General features: G+C 59.4%; 17 protein-coding genes. 13 read left to right on the top strand and 4 right to left on the bottom strand.

Going from position 1 to position 19,125, the window contains the following annotated elements:
* Window positions 1-311 precede the first annotated feature (311 nt).
* Window positions 312-1,562 (top strand): serine hydrolase domain-containing protein, encoded by a 1,251-nt coding sequence (locus tag HCK86_RS15230; protein ID WP_176085319.1) that lies wholly within the window; start codon window positions 312-314, stop codon window positions 1,560-1,562.
* 228 nt (window positions 1,563-1,790) lie between these two features.
* Here HCK86_RS15230 and ugpC read toward each other — a convergent pair whose 3' ends face one another.
* Complete coding sequence (gene ugpC / locus HCK86_RS15225; RefSeq protein ID WP_176085318.1) at window positions 1,791-2,891, bottom strand: sn-glycerol-3-phosphate ABC transporter ATP-binding protein UgpC; 1,101 nt, start codon at window positions 2,889-2,891, stop codon at window positions 1,791-1,793.
* A 198-nt stretch (window positions 2,892-3,089) separates the two neighbouring features.
* On the opposite strand from ugpC, the gene HCK86_RS15220 reads away from it, so the two are divergent.
* The 12 genes from HCK86_RS15220 to HCK86_RS15165 all read left to right on the top strand — a co-directional run bounded on the left by HCK86_RS15220 (window position 3,090) and on the right by HCK86_RS15165 (window position 15,911).
* Complete coding sequence (locus tag HCK86_RS15220) at window positions 3,090-3,812, top strand: GntR family transcriptional regulator (protein WP_210259921.1); 723 nt, start codon at window positions 3,090-3,092, stop codon at window positions 3,810-3,812.
* Window positions 3,813-3,901: 89 nt separating this feature from the next.
* Window positions 3,902-4,843 carry an alpha/beta hydrolase gene (locus HCK86_RS15215; protein WP_210259920.1) on the top strand — a complete coding sequence of 314 codons (942 nt, stop codon included), beginning with the start codon at window positions 3,902-3,904 and terminating at the stop codon, window positions 4,841-4,843.
* Between the two features lie 33 nt (window positions 4,844-4,876).
* Window positions 4,877-6,097 carry a sugar ABC transporter substrate-binding protein gene (locus HCK86_RS15210; protein WP_176085316.1) on the top strand — a complete coding sequence of 407 codons (1,221 nt, stop codon included), beginning with the start codon at window positions 4,877-4,879 and terminating at the stop codon, window positions 6,095-6,097.
* 157 nt (window positions 6,098-6,254) lie between these two features.
* Window positions 6,255-7,166 (top strand): sugar ABC transporter permease, encoded by a 912-nt coding sequence (locus tag HCK86_RS15205; RefSeq protein ID WP_141149241.1) that lies wholly within the window; start codon window positions 6,255-6,257, stop codon window positions 7,164-7,166.
* Window positions 7,163-7,996, top strand: coding sequence for a carbohydrate ABC transporter permease (locus HCK86_RS15200; RefSeq protein WP_176085315.1), 834 nt, complete (start codon window positions 7,163-7,165; stop codon window positions 7,994-7,996). The genes HCK86_RS15205 and HCK86_RS15200 overlap by 4 nt, the downstream gene beginning before the upstream one ends.
* A gap of 18 nt (window positions 7,997-8,014) precedes the next feature.
* Entirely contained in the window at window positions 8,015-8,902 is an 888-nt protein-coding gene (locus HCK86_RS15195; protein ID WP_176085314.1) for a sugar phosphate isomerase/epimerase family protein, read from the top strand.
* Window positions 8,899-9,918 carry a Gfo/Idh/MocA family oxidoreductase gene (locus tag HCK86_RS15190; protein WP_176085313.1) on the top strand — a complete coding sequence of 340 codons (1,020 nt, stop codon included), beginning with the start codon at window positions 8,899-8,901 and terminating at the stop codon, window positions 9,916-9,918. Before HCK86_RS15195 ends, HCK86_RS15190 begins: the two co-directional genes overlap by 4 nt.
* An 82-nt stretch (window positions 9,919-10,000) precedes the next feature.
* Window positions 10,001-10,345: a RidA family protein gene (locus HCK86_RS15185; RefSeq protein WP_141149245.1), complete on the top strand. Its 345-nt coding sequence runs from the start codon at window positions 10,001-10,003 to the stop codon at window positions 10,343-10,345.
* Between the two features lie 107 nt (window positions 10,346-10,452).
* The gene (tkt, locus tag HCK86_RS15180; RefSeq protein ID WP_176085312.1) at window positions 10,453-12,471 is read left to right on the top strand and encodes a transketolase; all 2,019 of its coding nucleotides are present in this window, start codon (window positions 10,453-10,455) and stop codon (window positions 12,469-12,471) included.
* 152 nt (window positions 12,472-12,623) lie between these two features.
* Window positions 12,624-13,676 (top strand): aldose epimerase family protein, encoded by a 1,053-nt coding sequence (locus tag HCK86_RS15175; protein WP_246739624.1) that lies wholly within the window; start codon window positions 12,624-12,626, stop codon window positions 13,674-13,676.
* A 195-nt stretch (window positions 13,677-13,871) separates the two neighbouring features.
* The gene (locus tag HCK86_RS15170; RefSeq protein WP_176085310.1) at window positions 13,872-15,167 is read left to right on the top strand and encodes an MFS transporter; all 1,296 of its coding nucleotides are present in this window, start codon (window positions 13,872-13,874) and stop codon (window positions 15,165-15,167) included.
* 69 nt (window positions 15,168-15,236) lie between these two features.
* Complete coding sequence (locus HCK86_RS15165; RefSeq protein WP_176085309.1) at window positions 15,237-15,911, top strand: YoaK family protein; 675 nt, start codon at window positions 15,237-15,239, stop codon at window positions 15,909-15,911.
* A 9-nt stretch (window positions 15,912-15,920) separates the two neighbouring features.
* Here the strand turns inward: HCK86_RS15165 and HCK86_RS15160 are convergent, their stop codons facing one another.
* The 3 genes from HCK86_RS15160 to HCK86_RS15150 form a co-directional block, all read right to left on the bottom strand.
* Window positions 15,921-16,742 (bottom strand): carbohydrate ABC transporter permease, encoded by an 822-nt coding sequence (locus HCK86_RS15160; RefSeq protein ID WP_176085308.1) that lies wholly within the window; start codon window positions 16,740-16,742, stop codon window positions 15,921-15,923.
* A complete protein-coding gene (locus tag HCK86_RS15155) occupies window positions 16,742-17,611 on the bottom strand; it encodes a sugar ABC transporter permease (RefSeq protein ID WP_176085307.1) in 870 nt (289 codons plus the stop codon). Before HCK86_RS15155 ends, HCK86_RS15160 begins: the two co-directional genes overlap by 1 nt.
* A 143-nt stretch (window positions 17,612-17,754) precedes the next feature.
* Window positions 17,755-19,077 (bottom strand): sugar ABC transporter substrate-binding protein, encoded by a 1,323-nt coding sequence (locus tag HCK86_RS15150; RefSeq protein WP_176085306.1) that lies wholly within the window; start codon window positions 19,075-19,077, stop codon window positions 17,755-17,757.
* Between the last annotated feature and the right edge of the window lie 48 nt (window positions 19,078-19,125).

The following is a 19,125-nucleotide window of genomic DNA, read 5'->3' as shown; positions in this document are numbered from 1 at the left end:
TGCCCTGCTGTTCGATCAGCATCGGCAGAAGGGCAGCGGCTCGAGGCCCCAGACCGCTGGTGGTTCCGTTCGTAATGCCTTGGCTGCAGGAAATATCCAGAACCGTCAATGCGGGATCTGCCGCATCATCCCGAGCGTCAGATGGGCATCATGGGTGCGATTTGCTCAGAAAAATCTGCTTTCGCAGCTATTTATACAAGGATTAATCCCTTGCTGACTTTGTTTGCCGGCACAATCGTTCTAGATAAGCTTTGACATTGATACATGTGAATTCGGTTCATAAACAGCTGTATATTTAAGGGGATGTGCGAATGACGGGCGTTGGAAATTGGCAGGCAGGTGACAGGCTGGCGCCGATCGTCTTTTTTGCGGTGACGCTGGCGGGTGGTGCAGCCTTTGCTGCAGGCGATGCCTGTGTTGCCGATCCGGCTGCCGTGGCTGCGGCAAAGCCCTATGCAGCGGTGACGGCACTGTTGCCGGATGCAATGGCAGCCCGACTTGATGCCGCCGTCACCGCCGTTCTTGGCGAGACCGCTGCGCCCGGCGTCATTGCAGGTGTTCAGACGCCGGAAGGTCACTGGGAAAAGGCCTATGGTCTTGCCGATCCTGAAACCGGTGCGCCGATGGAGATCGGCATGCATACGCGGATCGGCTCGGTCACCAAAACCTTCACCGGAACGGTACTCATGCAGCTGGTTGAGGCGGGAAAGGTTTCGCTGGACGATACGATCGGCAGCTATATTGCCGATATTCCCAATGGAGATCAGATCACGCTTCGTCAGCTTGCTGATATGACCAGCGGGCTTGCCAGCTACACGCTCTCGGACGCCTTTCAGGATCGTCTCTTCTCGCATCCAGACCGCGTTATTCCTGTCGATGAACTGTTGAAATATGGCCTTGATGATTCGCCGATCTTCGCGCCGGGCGCGCGCTTCGACTATTCCAACACCAATACGGTGCTCCTGGGCGAAGTGATTGAGAAGGTGACGGGAAAGCCGGTCGGGGAGGTGTTCAAGGAGCAGATTTTCCAGCCGCTGGGGCTGGACAACACCTTCTGGCCCGGGACCTCGAGTGAAATTCCCGCGCCCTATCCCCAGGGTTTCACGATGCAGGGCAATGATGCCACGCCGGATGCGCCGACGAATGCGACTCACTGGAACCCGTCCTGGGGCTGGACGGCCGGTGGGATGATCTCCAGCCTTGATGATCTTCTGACCTATGGCCATGCGCTGGGCACGGGACAGGGACTTCTGGACCCGGAAACGCAGGCGGTGCGGCTTGCCAGTTTCCCGTCGCCTTCCGGTTATGGCATCGCCATGGGCTGTGTCGGCGGCTGGGTCGGTCATTCCGGTGAGTTGCCGGGCTACAACACGACCGTGTTCTATGACACGACAAGCGATACGACCGTCGTCGTTCAGACCAACAGCGATATCCCCTCGGGCGATTGCGGTGATGCGGCCGTTCTGGCTGGCAATGCGACCGATATGGTCTGCTCATCGCCGGCCACGCGCGTTTTCAAGGCCCTGGCAGAAGCGCTCGGTCATCCATACGCGATGCCCTGAACCAGCTCGTATCGCCAGGCAAGGCGATCCTGCGAGATGAGGGGGATGCTGTCGGAAGGCCGCAGCCTCGGCCCAGACTGCTCGTTCTTGGGCGGGAAGAAAAAGCCCCGCTTGCCGGTGGACTGGCGAAGCGGGGGCTCCAGTTTTGGCATGGGATGGTGAACGTCGGAGCCATCCCATGCCCGAGACAGGGACACCCGGCCATCGGCGCGTCCCATGGGAGAAGGATCAGGCGAGGGCGGGCATCGCACGGGCCCTTGTTTCGAGGCGAAGACCGCTTTTCGGATCGAAGAAGTGGATCTTGTCCGGATCGGCTTTCAGATAGAGCGTCTGGCCGGGGGCAAGGCTCGCATCCGGAGCAAGGCGGGCGGTGATTTCCGTGTCGCCCAGCAGGCAGATGGCATGGGTATCCGAGCCAAGCGGCTCCAGCACGTCGATACGCGCGGCAAAGAGCGCTTCCTGCTGCGTGCAGGGGATGAGATGTTCAGGGCGAATGCCGATTTCGACTTCAGTGCCCGTCTCGCCCTCGACATTTTCAACCGGCAGAATGAAATCGACAAAGCGTAAATTGGCTGCGCTGCCCTGTCGTTCCAGCGTCGTGGTGATGATGTTCATCTTTGGCGAACCGATGAATTCACCGACGAAGCGGCTGATCGGCCGTTCATAAACGTCGACAGGCTTGCCCTGCTGCATGATCACGCCGTCCTTGAGGATGACGATATGGTCGGCAAGCGTCATGGCTTCGACCTGGTCATGGGTGACATAGATGGTCGTGGTCTTCAGCAATGTGTGCAGACGCTTGATCTGGGTGCGCATGTCAACGCGCAGCTTGGCGTCGAGGTTGGAAAGCGGTTCGTCGAAGAGATAGACCTTCGGGCGGCGGACAATGGCGCGCCCCATGGCAACGCGCTGGCGCTGACCGCCGGAAAGCTGACCGGGCTTGCGTTCCAGCAGGGGCGCGATCTGCAGAATTTCAGCGGCTTCCCTGACGCGTTCGTCAATTTCGGCCTTGGTGTGACCGCGCATCTTCAGGCCAAAACCGATATTCTCGGCATTGGTCATGTGCGGGTAGAGCGCATAGTCCTGAAAGACCATGGCGATATCGCGTTCACGCGGTTCCAGGTCATTGACCACCTTATTGTCAATCTTGAGCTTGCCTCCGGAGATTTCCTCCAGGCCGGCGACCATGCGCAACAGGGTCGATTTGCCGCAACCCGATGGGCCGACGAAGGTCACGAAGGCACCGTCCGCGATCTCCAGATCTATCCCCTTGATTGCATTGAAGGCACCGTAGTTTTTCACAAGGCGCTCGAGCTTGATACTCGCCATTGCATCCTCCCAGATGAGCGGGCTGGCACGATAACCCGCGACTTACAGATATGATCGAAGGACTTCGCAAGATCGCGACAGGCTTTCCCCGAGAGGAGGTGGCTGACAGCAGATTTGGCGAAAATCCGACTTGCCAAACGAAATTGGTATCGGTAGATTAACGATAACGTTATCGATATGCAAGCGATGGATACGAATATGGCGATCGAAAGTTTCGGAAAGCCGGAAGGGAAGAAGATGGCGACGGGCCGTGGATCGGCACGCCGTACCGCCAAGCGCAGCCATACGGTTTATGAGGATCTGCAGCGTCAGATCATGCTGGGGGAGCGTCCGCCGATGGCGCCGATCCTTGAGCTGGAGCTGGCGGAGGAATTCGAGTGCAGTCAGTCAACGGTGCGTGAGGCGCTGATTGCGCTCAACCATGATGGTCTTGTCGAGCGGATGGCCCATCGCGGCACGTTCGTTGCCGACTCGCGCGCCGATGATGCGCGGGAAATGATCATGATCCGCAAGGAGATCGAGACCCGCAATGTCGCACGTGTCTTGCAGCGTTATGGCGCTCTGCTGCGCCGTGAGCTGCTGGATTACATCCTGCAGATGAAGACCATTGCCCGGGAGGGTGACGCCTACAAGCTTTCGCTTGTCGACCGGTCGTTCCATCTGCGGCTGTTCGATGCGGCTGATCTGCCGAGCGTCGGCCCGGTGCTGCATCGCTGCCTCGTGCATAACCATCGTTTCAAGATTCTGAATTCGCGCGGGCGTCTTGATCTCGTTGAGACGGCAGACCGGCATGAGAGCATCGTCGAGGCGCTGGACAGCGGCGATCCGGCGAAGGTTGCGGCGGCACTCGGCCACCACATCACGACCATCGTCAATTTCGGCCCGGATATCCTGGCCGGTGAGGCTGCAAGCAGGCAATAGGTGCGGTTATGTCGGGAGGGGCGAGGCAGATATGGTCGGCAGGCACGTGGTTTCGGGCAAGGCCCGAGGATCGTTTGCTGACAGCGGAAATGGCTGAGATCCTTGAGCGCCTTCAGCGCGAGGATCGTGGCCTTGCCGACCCGACGACACTTGCGCCGGCCGAGGGGCGGGCGCTTGCGGAGGCAACCAATCGCCGCTGGAACCAGGATCTTCCGGTCATCCGCCGGAGCTGGGACTTCACCCTCGATGTTGCCCATTCGCGGCCGCTGAACTGTCGGCTGATAACACCGAGCGAGACGGCGTCTGGTCTGATCGTCTTCATTCACGGCGGCGGCTGGGCCTTCTGCAGCATGGAAACGCATGAATATGCGGCGCGGCTCCTGGCGCTTTCGGCGGATGCTCACGTGCTGACGTTCGATTACCGTCTGGCGCCAGAGTTTCCATTCCCGACTGGCCTTGATGATTGTGTCGCCGTGTTTCAGGCGGTGCTGTCAGGCAAGGGGCGCTTCGCCAGAATCAACCGGCCGCTGGCGCTGGCCGGCGATAGCGCCGGTGCCAATCTGGCGCTTGCGACCATGCTGACGCAGATCGAGCATGGCGGGGTATTGCCCGATTGCGGCCTGCTTTTCTATGGCGTCTATGACGATGATTTTCGCTCGCAGTCCTATATCGACTGCGAGAATGGCCCCGGTCTGACCCGGGCGAAGATGATGCGTTACTGGGATTTCTACACGCCCGACAGAACGCAGCGTGAAAACCCGCTGGTTGCGCCGCTCAGGGCGGATGACCGGGCGCTGGCGGCGCTTCCGCCGCTTTACATCAATGCTGCTGCGATTGATCCGCTGCGCTCTGACAGCGAGAAGCTGGCTGAACGTCTTGCGGCGCTCGGGCGGCAGGATTTCTACCGGCTCCACGGAGGAGTGGTGCACGGTTTCATGCAAATGGGTTCAGTTCTTGCCGAGGCCCGATCGGCAGCGGAGGAGGCAGCAAAAGCCTTCCGAGAATTTACGGGCACTGAGGAAACCACTTAGTCGAACCTGGTTCGATGACAAGCGGAGGAGCAAATGAGGAAAGTCGTTTCAGTTGTGGCACTGACCGCAGCCATGCTTGCATGCGGTACAGCAGCCAACGCCAAGGATACCGTGCGGTTCTGGTATCATTTCGACAATGCTGACAATCCGATGGCGGATCTGGTGGCAAAGTTCGAAGCCCAGAACCCCGATATCACCATCAAGGCTGAAAACATTCCATGGGGTACTTACTACGATAATCTCTATGCCTCGATCGTTGCCGGCAATGCGCCGGACGCGGCAATGGTGAAGATGAACGCACAGTCGCGCCTGACGGAAATGGGCGCGCTGGTGCCACTTGACGATTATATCCAGGCCTGGGACGGAGCTTCGGATATTGAAGAAAATCTCTTCGATCTGACCAAATCGGACGATGGAACACAATATTATCTGCCCCTGCAATATGTTGTGCTTTACCTTTATTATCGCACCGACATGTTTGATGAGCTTGGCCTGACGCCGCCGAAAACCTGCGATGAATTCCGCGAGGATGCGATCAAGCTGACCCGCGATACCAATGGTGACGGCAATCCGGATGTCTACGGCTTTGGCTTCCGCGGCGGTGCTGGCGGTCAGGATCACTGGGGCAGCCTCACGCTTTCGCGTGAAGGTGTCAGTTTCGAGAAGGGCGGCATGACCAATGCGAATGCCATTGCCGGCACGCAGTTCGTCGTCGACCTGTTCCAGAAGGACAAGGTTTTCCCGCCGTCAGCACCAAATGACGGGTTCAAGGAAGTGATCGGTGCCTTCAAGGCCGGCAAGACGGCCATGACCATTCACCATATCGGTTCGGCCAATGACATGGTTGCAGCCCTTGGCGACAAGGTCTCGGCTGTACCGGTTCCTGAATGCGGCGGCGGCCACTGGACATCCTTTGGTGATGAGGAAACGGCAATCTTCTCGTCGTCAGAGGCTCCGGATGCGGCCTGGAAGTGGATCTCCTTCCTGTCGACGGCAGGCAATAACAAGGAATTCAACGAATCCACCGGTCAGCTGCCCGTCAGCAAGACGGATGCGGCCAACTGGACGCTGCATCCCAAGCGCTTTGTCGATGCAACGGTGGCATCGCTGCCTTTCGCGCATATGCTGCCCAATGTCACCGCAACCGCCGACTTCGTGAATACGGTCTGGCCCGTCAACATGCAGCGCGCGCTGCTGGGACAGATCACGGCTGAGCAGATGAACCAGAATATCGACGAACTGTTCAACCCGTAAGCCGTCCCCCAGCCTGAAAAGACAAGTGCCCGGCCCAAAGGGGGGCCGGGCCGGTTCTCCCCCCGTTCATACCGGTTCCGCACCGGTAGACGATCGAATTTTGTCTGCCGTTTGGCGGGAACAATCAGGGCGCCGGCGCCTCTCCGGCGAAACGAAAATGACAATGATAGAAACCGAGCAGCCGATGTCGCGTGCGGCGCTTGCCAAGAGGGTGCTCCCCTACGCGCTGCTGTCACCGGCGGTTATCGTTACGCTTGCAATCGTCTTCTTCCCGATGGTCCAGGCCGCCTGGATGAGCCTGCATGACTATGTGCTGTTCAAGCCACATTCCATGCCCTTTGTCGGCCTGAAGAATTTCATCAATGCCTTGCATGACGAGGTGTTCTGGATCTCGCTCAAGCACACGGTCATCTGGATCGGCATCACCATCCCGTCGCAACTGCTTCTGGGCCTTGCCGCTGCAATGCTGCTGAATCAGGAATTTCCCTGGCGTCCGCTGGCGCGCGCGCTGATCATCATTCCCTGGGCGCTGCCAAGCGTTGTCATCGGTCTGATGTGGGTGTGGATCTATGACGGCAATTACGGGATCCTCAACGATTTCCTGCTGAGGGTTGATATCATCAAGCAGTCCATCCCGTGGCTGGCTGATCCCGATACTGCACTTTACGCCATCATTCTGACGCTGACCTGGCAGGGCTTCCCCTTCTTTGCAGTGATGATCCTGGCGGGTCTGCAATCGATCCCGCGGAGCTATTATGAAGCGGCCTCCATCGATGGCGCCAGCAAGTTCCGCCAGTTCTGGCACATCACACTGCCCGGCATCTCTGGCGTTCTGGTCACGGCTGTGCTGCTCAGGACCATCTGGGTCGCGAACTCGATCGACGTCATCTACGTCATGACCGGCGGCGGTCCCGGTTACTCCACCTATACGTTGCCGCTCTACGCCTTCATCAAGGCCCGCACCAATCTCGATTTCGGTTATGGCTCGGCGCTTGCCGTTCTCTTCACCCTGATGCTGCTTGGGCTTGTCATTGTTTATCTGCGTAAGGTCGGGAGGGTCTCGCAATGATCGTCGGGAAGAAATCCACGTTCAGGCGTGTGCTGTTTGTCGAACTGCCGATGGTGCTGATCCTGCTCTTCACTCTTGGCCCCTATCTCTGGATGCTTCTGACCTCGCTGACGGCGGAAGACAAGCTGTTCACGCAGGGACCGAGCCTGATCGGTGCGACCTTCGAGAACTATGTCCGCCTGTTCAAGACGGTCGGCTTCCTGGGCAACATGCTGACCTCCTTCATCATTGCCGGTGGCACGGTGATTGTCGGCCTGACGCTGAGCGTGACGGCGGCCTATTCCTTCTCGCGCTTTTCCTTCAAGGGAAAACGTTACCTTCTGATCCAGTTCCTGATCATCAACATGTTCCCGATCGTGCTGCTGATCCTGCCGCTCTTCGTGCTGATGCGCGTTCTCGGCCTGATCGATACACATCTGGCACTGATCATCGCCAATTCGACGGTGGCCATTCCATTCTCGGTCTGGATGATGACCAGCTATATCAACGGCATTCCGAAGTCGCTTGACGAAGCGGCGATGACGGATGGCTGCACGAGGCTCGGTGCGCTCAGGCGCGTGGTCCTGCCGCTGTGCATGCCCGGCATTATTGCCACCGGCATCTACATCTTCATCACGGCCTGGAATGAATATCTCTATGCCCTCACGCTCGGCGGTTCGCATGTCCGTCCGATCACGGTCGCGATCCAGACCCTGATTGGTGAGTATGAGGTGCAGTGGGGCCTGCTCACCGCAGGCGGCATTGTCGGCGCCATGCCGGCAACCATCCTCTTCCTCATTGTTCAAAAACGCCTGATCAGCGGCATGACCCAGGGTGCGGTCAAGGGCTGACAGACAGGGAGATCTTACGTGAATAATCCAGTCGGTATCATATCGATGCAATTTGCGCGGCCGTTTACACGACAGCACCTGCCGCTTTTTGCCCACATGAAGTCGCTCGGCTTCGATCTTGTCGAACTGCTTGTCCCCGAGCCGGAGGACGATCTCGATCTTGCCGCAACACGCGCGGCGATCGAGACCGCGGGCCTGACCGTGGCGCTTGCCGCGCGGGTGAATGCCTCCCGCTCGGTCAGTGATGCTGACCCGGTCATCCGCAAAGCGGGGCTGGATTATCTGAAATATGCCCTCGAGGTTGCCCAAGCGCTCGGCGCCGGCTTCCTCGGCGGCCCGCTTTATGGCGCACCGATGGTCTTTGCCGGCCGTGCGCCCGCGCCGGTGGCCGAAGATGAAATGCGCGCCCGGGGCGAACGCACCATTGAGGCCATGGCGAGCCTTGCCCCGCTGGCGCAGTCGGCCGGGTGCAAGCTGGCACTTGAGCCACTCAATCGCTACGAAACGGATGTGATTTCAACGGTTTCACAGGCAATTTCGGTGATCGATGCAGTCAATCATCCAGCCCTCGGTCTGCTGTTTGATACCTTCCACGCCAATATCGAGGAAGGTTCGATACCCGATGCGATCCGCATGGCGGGCAATCGTATCGTCTATTTCCAGGCCAATGAAAATCATCGCGGCTTTCCCGGAACCGGCCATATCGACTGGGCCGAGACCATGCGGGCGCTTGCTGCCGTCGGCTATGACGGGCCGCTGACGCTGGAACCCTTCCGCCGCAATGATGACCGGATCGGTCTGCCGATCGCCCAGTGGCGGGCACCGCATGACGATGAAAGCGAGAAACTGAAACATGCCATCGCCCTGATCAGAGCCATGGCATCTATGGCGGAGTATCGGCGATGACACTCAATATCGGCTGGATCGGCTGCGGCCTTCATGCGTCGCAGATGCTCATGCCCCAGCTCGGGCGCAACGATATGCGCCTTGCCGCTGTCTGCGATCTCAATGCGGCTGCGGCCGAGGCGGCACGCTGGCGTTATGGCGCCGAGGCGGTCTATTCCGACTGGCGTGATCTCATCGCTCATAAGGGGCTCGATGCCATCGGCATGGCGGTCGGTCCCGATCTCCATCGCGAGGCTTCGATTGCAGCGCTTCAGCGCGGGCTGCCGGTTTTTCTCGAAAAGCCGCCGGCACGCGACAGGAAAGGTGCCGAAGAGATTGCCCATGCGTCGGAGAAAGCAAACAAGCCGGTCATTGTCGGCTTCATGAAGCGCTATTCGACCGGCAACAAGATCGCCGCAAACATCATCCGCAAGGGCGATTTCGGTCCGGTTCTGGGGCTGTCCGGCTCATATATGTCGGGGCCTGCCTATTTCGGCAAGACGCCGGACTATACCAGCTTCTTCCTGCATCACTGCGTTCATTACATGGATCTGATGCCCTGGCTTGCCGGTGCGCCCTTTGCCGATTTCGAGATCCGTGCCAGCGAGCACCAGCCAGGCCATATGCTGATGCATATGAATTTTGCCTGCGAGAACGGGGCGATCGGCAACATCATCATGGGAACCATCCAATCGCGGGGAACGCCCACCGAGGCGATCACGATCATGGGCGATCACCGCCGGATCGAGATCGAGAACGTGATCAATATCCGCTATTTCCGCGATCCGGCCTTCAAGGCCGATGATCCGGCGGCAGGTCTTGCCGATGGCGCAGACACGCTTTCCTGGACCCCGAATTTCACCGCCGCCGCCAACGAGGATCACAAGGGCTATGCCGCGCTGATGCATGATGCAGCGCTGGCCTTTGCCGGTGATCCATCGGCTGCACCCACCATTTTTGACGGCGTATCCGCCATGGCCTCTCTGGAACGCATGGCCGCGCGCGTCAATGAAGAACTCAGAAGGCGCCGTCTCTGACGGCACTGAGACATAGTGGGGACCTGCCGCGCCCTTCCACAAGCATTGCGACAGGTCCCGCCCACAAGGAAAGGAGACACCTATGGTCAACAGATATCTGCCTACCCCTGTCCTGCACCGGGTCACGGAGAAAGACGGTTTCGTCTTTGTCGGCGGCACGGCATGCGACGACACGAGCCTGGATATCAAGGGACAAACCCGCGAGGCTGTTGCCAAGCTTGATACCTATCTTGCCGCCGCCGGATCGGACAAGACCAAACTTCTGTTCATCTGGGTCTATCTGAAGGACCTCGGCGACAAGGAAGCCATGAATGACGTCATGAAGGAATGGCTTGCGCCGGAAGATATGCCTGCCCGCGCGACCATCTGCCCCGGCACGCTCGGTCCGGGAATGCTGATCGAACTCATCGTCACAGCTTACAAGTAACAACATCCAGCAAAGTAATATCGGGTCGTTTCGGGATCAGAAACGCCGGGGTACCGCACAGAAGGCGGACCGGCCCGTCTCCCCTCGGCCAGAATCGAGGTTTTAAAATGCTCGACCGCAACACCACCAAGGCCTCCTCAACCGACCTTGCCAATGCCATCCGGGTTCTGTCCATGGATGCCGTCCAGAAAGCCGTCTCCGGTCATCCGGGCATGCCGATGGGCATGGCGGAAATCGGCGTCGCGCTGTGGACCCGCCATCTGAAGCACAATCCGAAAAATCCCGCCTGGCTGGACCGCGACCGCTTCGTGCTGTCGAACGGCCATGGCTCGATGCTGCTTTACAGCCTGCTGCACCTGACCGGCTATGATCTGTCGATGGATGACATCCGCAATTTCCGCCAGCTGCATTCCAAGACGCCGGGCCATCCCGAACATGGCTATACGCCGGGTGTCGAAACCACCACCGGCCCGCTCGGCCAGGGCATTGCCAATGCCGTCGGCATGGCGCTCGCCGAAAAGATGCTGGCGAAAAGCTTCAACAGGCCCGGCCACACCATCGTCGATCACCACACGTTCACCTTCCTCGGTGATGGCTGCATGATGGAAGGCGTTTCGCACGAGGCCTGCTCGCTGGCCGGAACGCTGAAGCTCGGCAAGCTGATTGCGCTTTACGACGATAATGGCATTTCGATTGATGGCCATGTCAGTGGCTGGTTCACCGATGACACGCCGAAGCGGTTCGAGGCCTATGGCTGGCATGTCATCCGCGCCGTCGACGGTCACAATGTCGATGCGATCGATGCAGCGATTGCCAAGGCCAAGGCCAATACCGAACAGCCGACGCTGATCTGCTGCAAGACCACGATCGGCAAGGGTTCACCCACCTATGCCGGTGAGGCCCATTGCCACGGCAACGTGCTCGGGGATGCTGAAATCGCTCGCGTCCGCGAGGCGATCGGCTGGTCGCTTCCGCCCTTTGAGATCCCGCAGGCGGTCTATGACGGCTTCAATGCCGAGGCGGAAGGCAAGGCTGCCGAAAGTGCCTGGGATGAGGCATTTTCTGCCTATGAAAAGGCCTATCCTGCCGAAGCTCAGGAATATCTGCGCCGGATGAAGGGCGATCTTCCTGCTGATTTTGACGCCGAAATGGCTGCCTTCACGGCGTCGGCGGAAGGGCTGACGGAAACCATACCGATGCGCAAGGCCAGCCAGAATGTGCTGCAGATGCTGGGCGATGAGTTGCCCGAGCTGATCGGCGCTTCGGCAGATCTCGCCGGTTCGTGCCTTTCGATCTGGGATAAGGCCAAGCCGGTAACGGATGAGGATGGCGGCAATTTCATCTATTGCGGTGTGCGCGAATTCGGCATGGGCGCGATCATGAACGGCCTGTTCCTGCATGGCGGTTTCCGGCCCTTCGGCGGCGGCTATGTGGTCTTCTCCGATTACCAGCGCAATGCCATCCGCATGGCAGCGCTGATGAAGCTCGGCGTCATCTATGCGCTTTCGCATGATTCGATTGCCGTCGGCGAAGATGGCCCGACCCACCAGCCGATCGAACATCTGGGCTCGCTGCGGCTGATCCCGAACCTTGATGTCTGGCGTCCGGGTGATGCAGCCGAAGCAGCGGTGGCCTGGGATGTGGCAATCAAGCATCGCGATACGCCGACGCTGATGTCGCTCAGCCGTCAGGTTCTGCCGCCGATCAAGCGCGAAACCTCGCAGGCTGCCCTCATCCACAAGGGTGGTTATGTCCTGAGCGAGGCCAAGGGCAAGCTTGATGCCGTCATCATCGCCACGGGTGCGGAAGTGCGCCAGGCACTGGAAGCGCAGGCGGCACTCGCCGGCGAGGGCGTGAATGTCCGGGTGGTCTCGATGCCATCGACCTTCGTCTTCGACCGTCAGGATGCTGCCTATAAGGCAGAGGTGCTGCCCGCAGCCGTGCCGCGCATTTCGGTCGAGGCGGCCGGAACTGAATACTGGCGTAAATATGTTGGCCTTGAAGGTGGTTGCGTCGGCATTGATCGCTTTGGTGAATCCGCCCCGCCGCCGGTCCTGTTCGAACTGTTCGGCATCACCGCCAAGGGCGTTGCCGAAACGGTGAAAGCGACAATCGGACGCGATTGATCCTGATCCTTCAGGAATCAGGATTTGGCTGATATCGCTTAGGTTCGGGGAACGCAGAGCCCCGGACCGCAGGCAGCCGCCGGATATGTTCTGGCAACGGCATGTCCGGCGGCCGCAGCGCTTCAATCTTAAGAGCACAGGAGCAAGGTGCCTTGGCACATCATGAGATCAAGCACGCCATCATCGGAACGATCGATGGTCAGGATGTTGATGCCTATCGGCTGAAGGGTGGAGACACCGAGATCGAGGTCATGACCTATGGCGCGATCATGACCCGGCTGACCCGCCCGGACAGCAAGGGCAAGGTCGAGGATATCGTCATCGGCTATGACGATCCGGCAAGCTATGTCGGCAATCCCGGCAATGCCAGCGCGATCTGTGGCCGGCTGTCGAACCGGCTTGCCTATGGCAAGTTCAGCCTGGACGGCGTCGATTATCAGCTGCCGACCAATTCCGGCCCGCACCATCTGCATGGCGGCCTGCCGGGATTCGGCAAAAGGTTCTGGCGCGCCGAGACCGATGAAGCCCGCAATGCGGTGATCTTCCGGCTTCATTCGCCTGATGGTGATCAGGGCTATCCGGGCGCGCTTGAGGCGACCACGACCTATCGGCTTGACGATGACGGGGCTTTGGAACTGACCATGGAAGCCGTCAGCGACCGGGCCACCATCGCCAACATCATCTATCACGGCTACTGGAACCTCGGTGGGCACGGCAGTGGCAGCGTTGAAGATCAGATCCTGTGGATCGGCGCCGACCACTATACCCAGGTAACAGAGGAAAAGATCCCGACCGGCGAGATCGTCTCCGTCACCGGCACGCCTTACGATTTCACCACGGCGCACCGGATCGGCGATCATATTACCGAGACCTGGCCGGGCATCGGCTATGATCATAATCTCTGCCTGTCAGCCTATGATGGCGAAATGCACCTGGCGGCAGAAGCGCATGATCCGGCGAGCGGCCGCGCCATGGCGCTTTATACCAACCAGCCGGGGGTTCAGCTTTATACGGCCGCGCATTACCAGGCAGCCCCCACCACCGGCAAGGACGGTGTGACCTATCACGCCTATGCCGGTTTCGCGCTGGAGACCCAGAAATATCCTGACAGCCCGCATCATCCCAACTTCCCCTCCGTGGTGCTGAAGGCTGGCGAACATTATGCGCATCGCATGCGCTTCGTCTTTTCCACGCTGCCCGCCTGATCTTGAGTTCCGTTCCCCGCCCGGCGCCTGATATCGCCGGCGGGGGTGAAAATTCCGGCTGCGGCAATTTGGCCGTGCGGTCAGTTGATTCTGATCCTTGATATTGCGATGCAGCAGCCTTACGCGCATTGTATGCCGTCAGGAGATCGCAAAGCCGCGCGACCTGCCGGGAATGTGCGGCGTCCGGGGCATTTCATGACGGTCAGATCCGTTTCTTCTGCCAGTGGCGGCAGGCAGCTGTTCAAGATGGCGCTGACTGCAGGCATGGCGTCTTATCTTGGCTCTTCCATCATCGTTTCTGTCGGCATCGCCATTGCCATCTGGCAGATTTCCTTTGTCATGAGCGCCTGGGCCGTCGGTATTGTCAGCGGCGGGCTGACGCTGGCCATTGCCGCCGGTGCCCTTGTCGGCGGTCCGCTTGCCGATCGCTTCGGCCATCACCGCATCTTCAACATCGCGATCATCGTTTTTGCCCTGGGTGCGGCACTGATGGCGCTGGCCAGCAACGCGGATATGCTTGTTCTGGCGGCGGTGATCGGCGGCTTCTCCTCCGGTGCAGCACTTCCGGCCTCGGTCGCGCTTCTGTCTGAGCGGGCCCCTCAGGATGCGCAGGCCCGGCTGGTTTCCTTCACGCAGGTCATGTGGACGGTCGGCATTGCCGGGTCCATGGGCTTCGGCTTTGTGTTTTCCGGCCTTGGTCTCGCGGGCGTGCGCATCATCTTCACGGTGCTGGCGCTGACCGGACTTATCACCTTCGCCGCGAGTGCCTTTGGCGGCGTGTTCGGCGCCGCGCCGGTGTCATCGGCGCCGGATGAGGGCATGGAGAATGCGCCGTCAGGCTTTGCGCTTGCCCGCCTGTTTCGTGATCCGGTGCTGCGGCGCACCACCGTGCTGATCATTCTTTTCTATATCTGCTGGGGCTTGCTCGCCAACACCTTCGGTCAGTTTCAGAACTATTTTCTCGTCATGGTTTCGGGAGCGTCGCAGCCTCTTGCCACCGGCCTCAGTGTGGCAATCGAGATCGTCGTTTTAGCGCTTGCAGTGTTTTATGTCCGTCTCGTCGATACGCGTTTCAGAAACCCGGTCTTCTATGCCGGCGCCGCAGCCATCGTTGTTGCTATGGTCATGCTGGCGGTTTCCGGGGGCAGTCAGCTCGGCCTCGTGATCATCGGCCTCTGCCTCTACCAGTTCGGCTGCTGCTTTGCCGGTGAGGCGACCTACAAGGTCTGGACCCAGGAGAGTTTTCCGGCCCGTGCCAGAGCAAGCGCGCTCGGTCTTTCCTATGCCGTCAGCCGTTTCGTCTGCGCCGGATTTGCCTTTGTCACCCCCAGCATCCTCGCTGCCAGTGCCTCGCTGTTCCTGTGGACGCTTGCGGGACTGGCACTCGCAGCCCTCGTCTTCGGTGCCGGCGTGATCGCCAATCTCAACCACCGCGGTATCGTGCCAGGCCCGCGTCATGCGGCTTCCGCCATGCCGAAGGCGCTTGCCTGAAAGCAGCACTTGCCTCGCCGCGGCCGTGACGGCAAAGTCTTCGCCTTCCAATCAGCGTGGAGACTTCATATGTCCAAACCGGTCCTTGCATCGCTTCTGAGCTTTAACGGCGGCTATGTTGACACAATGGGCTTTGTCACGCTGAACGGGCTGTTCGTGGCCCATGTCACCGGCAATTTCGTCACGCTCGGGGCCTCCATTGTCAATGGTACGGGCGGGGAATTTTCCAAGCTTCTCGCCATTCCGGTCTTCTGTCTTTCCATCTTCGCTGCCCGTATCTTCGGACAGTGGCTGAAGGAGAAGGACTATCCGGTGGTGACGATCCTGCTGGTGACCAAGTTCATCCTGTTCTCGATCGCCGCTGGCATGGCGTTTTCGATCACCTTCGGCAAGACCGCAAGCACCGCCGAGATCGTACTCGGCATGGTTCTGGTCGTCGCAATGGCCATGCAGAACGCTCTGCACCGCGTTCATCTGCCGGAACGACCGCCTTCAACATTGATGACCGGCACGACGACCCAGATCATGCTGGATCTGGCCGATATCCTGTTCGGGCGCGACATCGACCGGGAAAAGGTGAGCGGGCGGCTGAAGATGCTCGTTCCGGCTCTGGTCGCTTTTGGCATTGGCTGCGCAACAGCAGCGCTTATCTATCTCGTCGCGGGCAAGCTCTGCTTTCTTGTGCCGCCAGCGCTGATCGCCTTAAGCTTCATTCTCCACTGGCGCTCCGGCGAGAATTTTTAAGACCTGGCTTTAGCCTTTCACCGCACCGGCGGTCATCGAGCCGAAGATCTGCTTGTACATCAGCAGACCGATCACGGATGGCGGCAATGCGCCGATGATCATCACCGCAGACGCCGTGCCCCAGTTCACACCACCGCCGCTGGCGGCGAAGAAGAAGGAGGCGCCGACCGTCATCGGCACGGCATGGTTGGTCGTCAGCATCAGACCGAAGAGAAACTCGTTCCACGCGGTGATGAAGCCGAAGATGAAGGTGGTCAGAAGGGCAGGGCGCACCACCGGCCAGATCACCCGGCGCAGCGTGTGCAATGTGCTGGCGCCATCCACCTTGGCAGCCTCGTCCAGCTCGATCGGCACATCGGAAATGGCGTTGACCAGAATGACCAGTGCCAGCGGAATGTTGACAATGGTGAGGATCAGGCCAAGGCCGATCCGGGTATCGAGAAGACCGGCCCACTGATACATCATGTAAAGCGGAATGGCGAAAATGATCAGCGGCACGGCGCGCAAGTTGACAACGATGGGAAACAGCACCTTGCGGCCTGTCTCGCTGCGGGCGATCACATAAGCGGCCGGAAAGGTCAGGATCATCGCCAGAATGGTGGCGATCAGCGAGGCCGCGGTGGAGTTCCACAGATAAAGCCAGATGTTGAAGCGCGACGTATCGGTCAGCACCGAGAGATAGTTGGCAAGCGTCGGGTGGTTGATCCACAGACCGGCATTGGTGGCGATTTCGCGGGCACTCTTGAAGGAGGTGATCAGCGTGACAATGACGGGGAAATTCATCGCCACCGCGGCAATCACAAAGACGATCCAGCGCAATGATTTGAGCATCAGCGATCTCCCTTGCGGCGGCCAAGCGCCGTCAGGCTGTAAAGCACGATCAGTGAAACGATGAACAGGATGACGGAGGCGGCGACGGCCTTGCCGATGGCGCCCTCCTTGAAAAAGGCCTGATAGATGTAGATCGACAGCGATGTGGTGGAGCCGCCCGCACCGGCGCCGGTCAGGGCATAGATATTGTCGAAAACCCGGAATCCGTCGATGAAGCGGATGAGGAAGGCGACCACAAGCGTCGGTTTGATCAGCGGCAGCTCCACCTTGGTCAGAAGCGTCCAGCCGGTCGCGCCGTCCAGGGCGGCTGCCTCGCGCACATCAAGCGGAATGGCGGAATAGGCGGTGTGGAACAGCAGAAAGGCGAAGGGTGTCCATTGCAGGGTTTCAATCACCACCAGCGTGCGAAACGCGTTATCCGCATCGAGAAAGGCGGGACTGTCGCCGAACCAGAGGTAAAGATAATAGGGAACCGGACCGGCAAATTCATGCAGGACGAGCCGGTACATCAGGCCGATCATGGCTGGCGCCACCATCAGGGGCAGCATCAGCGGCGCCATCAGCCAGGAGCGTTTGGCCAGAAGCGGCGACAGGAAGATCGCCAGAAACAGGCCGATCACGCATTCCAGCACGGCGGTGATGATGCCGAAGCGCAGCGAAAACCACGAGGCGCGCCAGAAATGGCGGTCGCTCAGCACATCGACATAATTGCCGAAACCGCTGATATGCGGTTCACGCAGGGTCTCAAACGACACATTCGAAACCGAGTAGACAAGGTTCACGATTGCCGGGAAGCCGAGAAACAGCAACAGGAAAACGACAAGCGGTGACAGAAACAGGCGTCCTTCGCCGGGCTTTATAAGGTGCATTTCATCTCGCCTGGTCAATCGTAAAGGGGCTCCCGAGGTGGCGCGGCTGCGGGTCACGCCCTGGCTTCGGCCGAAGCGTGACCCGGTTCCGGCGCACCCGGAACGTGAGCGGCGGAGGGGATCGCCGCCCGCAATCGCAGAACTTACTGCTTCAGAAGCGCTTCCATACCGGACTTGGTGTTGGCCAGCGCTTCATCCAGCGTTTCCTGACCCGACCAGTAACCGGTGAATTCACGCGCCTGAAGCTCGTAAATCGACAGCGCATTGGCCGAGGTTCCGCCATTCATGACATAGCCATACTTGCTTGCAAACTGGCCGAGATCGACGAGATCGGGGCGCTGATCGGCAATCTTGGCGACGACATCAGGCATCAGTGCCGGCGAACCGCCATTGGTTGCGTAAAGAAGCGCGGCATCCTCGGTGGAGAGCCATTTCAGGAACTTGATTGCACCCTCCTTGTTCTTGGCATTCTTGTTGAGGCCAAGACCGAGGCCGTGAATATGGTCGGCGCGGCCATCAGGACCGGCAGGCGGTGCGACAATGCCGGTGGCATCGGCAACTGCAGGCGCCTTTTCCGGGTCCATCAGATCAGCGGCGGCGGCGTTCCATTGCAGCGCTGTGGCCACCTGGCCGGAGGTGAAGGCGGCATTGGTTTCTGGATATTCGTAAGACAGCGAATCCTTCGGGGTCGCACCGGCGTCATAAAGCATCTTGTAGAGTTCAAGACCCTTGCGATAACCCTCGGAATCGATGGTCACATTGCCGTTCGCATCTTCCCAGTCCGCACCATAGGAGCGCGGCAATGACTGGAACACCATCATGTTGAACAGCAGGTTCTTCATCTGCAGCACGGTGCCGTAGCGTACCGGGCTGGCCTTGTTCACAGACTTGGAGAAGTAGAGCGCGGTTGCCGCCCAGTCGTCCCAGGTCCACTCGTCGGCGGGCTTGGGCTGCATCGGTTTGCCAAGATATTGTTCGGCAATTTTGGAATATTCGGCTTTTTCCGCGTCATTGGCCAAAAGCTCGTCGAGCAGGTCGGTGCGGTAATACATGAAATGCAGCGACAGGTCGGTTGGCACGCCATATTGCTTGCCGTCATACTGCATGGTTTTGAGCACGGCATCGCCAAAGACCGTTTCTGCCTCGGGGCCGAGTTCGATCGGTTCCATGTAGGGCGCGTAACGGCCGATCGAATAGGTCGCGATCAGGTTGATGTCAAAGGCATCGGACCCGGCCGCAAGATCGGCCTGGAGCTTGTCGTAAAAACCATCGCGGCTGAAGAAGATCAGGTCGACATGATCGTCGTCGCTGGCCGTTTTGTTATAGGTGTCGACAACGGCGCGAAGGGCGGTTTCTTCCGAACCGCCGGGCCAGCCGAGAACGGTGACATTGGCATTGGCAAGACCTGGCAGCGCTGTGCCGGCAAGAAGGGCGGCAAAGGCCGCGAGAGCTGTTCTTCTGATCATCGATTGTTCCCTTTTTCATGCGTTATTGTTCAGTTGTCGTCATGCGGG

Source organism: Martelella sp. HB161492, from assembly GCF_013184775.1.
Classification (GTDB): Bacteria; Pseudomonadota; Alphaproteobacteria; order Rhizobiales; family Rhizobiaceae; genus Martelella.
This window is presented reverse-complemented; position numbering and strand designations above follow the sequence as displayed.